The organism is uncultured Mycobacterium sp., from assembly GCF_964249325.1.
Taxonomy (GTDB): domain Bacteria; phylum Actinomycetota; class Actinomycetes; order Mycobacteriales; family Mycobacteriaceae; genus Mycobacterium.
This window is the reverse complement of record NZ_CAXUCH010000357.1, coordinates 1-3,135: the sequence shown is the minus strand read 5'-3', so window position 1 is coordinate 3,135 and position 3,135 is coordinate 1. Positions and strand designations below refer to the sequence as shown.

Here is a 3,135-nt window from a genome sequence, read left to right as displayed (position 1 = left end):
GACCCCAGCCGGGTCCGGCCGCATCGCCGATAACGGCAGTCAGGTAATCGCAGCCGCTACGGGGTCGTTCCGGCGTTACGGGCTGCCGCGCGGATTGCGCGGAGTGTTGCGCCGGTCGGCGGGTGTTCGGTCGGGGTTAGCAGGCAGCAGCGGGCCCTGCACCGCGGCGTCGGGCGGTTTCGTATCGATGTGCGGCGACTCGACTGGGCTGTTCGAATCGGCACCCGGTAGTGAGGCAGCCACGTCCGGCGCGGCGGCTCCGGCGGTGTCATCGACGGCGTCGGCTTCGGCCCTGCTCTCGGTGCGGAACACGAAGAAGAACACCGCCCACCCGATGGCGGCGATGAAAAGCCAGCTGATTGCCCGGTAGATCAGCATGGCGGAAATGGCGCCCGGCAGCGACATGCCGCTGGACACCAGGCCGGGCACCAGCACCGCCTCGACCACCAGCAGGCCGCCCGGCATCAGCGGAATAGTGCCGACCGCGCGCGCGGCTGCACAGGCGACCATCAAGCCTGCCAGCGATGCCTTGCCGCCGGTGGCATAAGCGGCACATCCGAGGCACGCGACATCCGTGATCCGGTTGGCAAGCGACCAACTGAACGCCAGTGTCAAATCGCGGCGCCCTAGGCTGACCGACTCCAGTTGCGTCAAAATCTCGTGCCACTTCTCCACACCGGTGTCGGCCGGTTTCCCGCGAATCTTGTTGAACCAGGACAGGACGCGAAGCCCGATGCCGTCGATCAGCTCTGTCCGCGATGCCACCGCCTGCGCCAGCAGCAATAACGTAAGAAAGCCGCCGAGCGTGAAAATCAACGAGAACGGATTGTTCTTCGCGCCCAGCAAGAAGGCGCCGCCCAGGCCGAGCAGCGCCAGCCCAACCGCCTGCAGCACGCCCGACATCACCAGCTGCCAGGACGCCACCAGCGTGGAAGCACCCCAGACGCGTTGCTGCCGAAGCAGAAATGTGGCCGCTAGCACCGGTCCACCCGGCAGTGTGGTGCTCAACGAGTTGGCAGCGTAGTAGGCGGCTTCAGAGCGCAGTTGTTTGATTTGTACCCCGGCAGATTTCAGCAGGGTGCGTTGTACCTGCGCAAAGCTGTGCATTGATGCGACCGCCGCCAGCACGGCCGCCACCAACCACCACCACTTGGCCGAGATAACGCTCTGCCAGGCTTTCGCAAGCTGATCCCATACCACCGCCACCTCGACCGCGAGCACGATCGCCACGATGGCCAGAACCACCCAGCGCACCCACCAATACTTGCCGCGGGAAGGTTCTTCCTGCTGATGGCGAAGGGGGCCGGCCGGTGCGTCATACGGCACTGCTTCAGGGTAGCGGTGCAGGTCGCGCCATCAGCGTCGCACGGATTCGCCGGGGTGTCGGCTTGCTGCGCAGGTTCTCGGCCGTTTCAGCGCGGACAGGCTGGATACGCTACCGGGATGGCTGTGCTGGACGACGAATCGGTTCACCCGCTGGTGCGCAAGGCGGCGGCGTGGTCGTGGCGACTGTTGGTGCTATTTGCTGCGTTGGTGGCGATGCTCTGGGTGATGAAGCGGCTGGAGGTGGTCGTCGTTCCGCTGGCGCTGGCATTGATTCTCTCGGCACTGCTATTGCCCGGCGTCGACTGGCTGGACCGGCACGGGGTGCACCGCGGCCTCGCGGTGTTTTTGCTGTTGCTGGCCGGGTTCGCGGCGATCGGCGGAGTCCTGGCTTTCGTCGTCACCCAGTTCATCGATGGTGTGCCGGCGCTGGTCACCCAGGTGACAAGGTTGATCGATTCGACCCGCAAGTGGCTCGTCGAAGGGCCCGTGCACATGAGCCGTGGCCAGGTCAACAACATCGGCAACACCGTGACCGACATGCTGCAAAAGAATCAGTCCAAGCTGACCAGCGGCGCGCTGTCGACAGCGACCACCATCACCGAGATTGTCACCGGCGCGTTCGTGGTGCTGTTCACGCTGATCTTCTTCTTGTACGGCGGCCGCAACATCTGGCAGTTCGTGGTCAAGATCTTCCCGAGCGAGGTGCGCGAAAAGGTCCACAAAGCCGGCATCGCCGGGTTCCAGTCGTTGATCGGTTATGTGCGGGCGACTTTCCTGGTGGCGTTGGTCGACGCAGCCGGTGTCGGCACCGGGCTGGCGATCATGAGTGTGCCGCTGGCTTTGCCGCTGGCCTCGCTGGTGTTTCTCGGTGCGTTCATCCCGTTGGTCGGTGCGGTGGTTAGCGGATTCGTGGCAGTGATCGTGGCGTTGATCGCGAAGGGATGGCTTTACGCCTTGATCACGCTGGGGGTGCTCATCGGGGTCAACCAGTTGGAAGGGCATGTGCTGCAGCCGCTGGTCATGGGACGCGCGGTATCGATCCATCCGTTGGGTGTGGTGGTGGGTATTTCGACCGGCGGGATATTGGCGGGCATTGTCGGTGCATTGCTGGCCGTCCCGACGATTGCCTTCGTCGACCGTGCAGTGCGGACGCTGATGGCATCCGGTCCCGCACCCGAGGCGGAGGCGGCGGCCGACGGCGGCTCGACCCTCGTCCACGCCGAACCGGATCGCGTCGAAGCGCACTCGGCGCCACATGGCGGCGAGTCGAAGGAGCGTACCGAGGACTAGCTAGAACCGGCCTTCGCGGCGCAGCAGATCCTGGGCGCTGAGGCTGCCGCGCTGACGGGTCTGGTCGCCGCTGTTGCCGCGCTGGCCGCGCGAGTTGAGCTTCTCGGTAGCCGCGTCGGAGTCGCTTTCCTCCGACGGCGGAGTCGGGATCGCGGTGGTGGCGTCGGGGATTCCGGCTGGCGCGTCGGGACGGTGGTCCGGAACGGGGAGCGCGTGGGTCTGCTCCGCCGACGGTTTGGGTATCGCGGCGTTGCCCGCGCCGGGCACGTCGGCTGGACGGTCACCTTGCCGTGAGCGAGCCGATGGGCGCTCCTCGTGTTCGTGGCGTGGCTGGATTCCCTGTTCGCGCGGGCGCGGCGGCGCTGGAGGCACGTCGCGGTCGTGGGATGGCCGTTCCCGGGGCACGTCTAGGCCGTCGCGCAATTCGCTCAGCCACGACTCGATTTCGCGGTCGTGCGGCGGGCCGGGCTTTTGCGGACGCCGGTGAGGCGGAGCCGCGTTCGTGACGCTGCTCTTGGG

General features: G+C 66.2%; 2 protein-coding genes and 1 pseudogene. 1 reads left to right on the top strand and 2 read right to left on the bottom strand.

What is annotated here, in order from left to right; genetic code table 11:
* Positions 1-75: 75 nt before the first annotated feature.
* Positions 76-1,326: a YbhN family protein gene (locus ACFE99_RS24345; RefSeq protein WP_375489340.1), complete on the bottom strand. Its 1,251-nt coding sequence runs from the start codon at positions 1,324-1,326 to the stop codon at positions 76-78.
* Between the two features lie 117 nt (positions 1,327-1,443).
* Between ACFE99_RS24345 and ACFE99_RS24340 the strand changes: the two genes are divergently transcribed.
* Positions 1,444-2,616, top strand: a complete 1,173-nt coding sequence (locus tag ACFE99_RS24340; RefSeq protein ID WP_375489338.1) for an AI-2E family transporter — start codon at positions 1,444-1,446, stop codon at positions 2,614-2,616.
* Here ACFE99_RS24340 and ACFE99_RS24335 read toward each other — a convergent pair.
* Positions 2,617-3,135 (bottom strand): annotated as a pseudogene (locus tag ACFE99_RS24335) (hypothetical protein); the annotation flags it as partial.

Bases quoted from the DNA above. Each gene is read 5' to 3' on its own strand.
- ACFE99_RS24340 (WP_375489338.1), top strand. From the start codon at position 1,444: ATGGCTGTGCTGGACGACGAATCGGTTCACCCGCTGGTGCGCAAGGCG.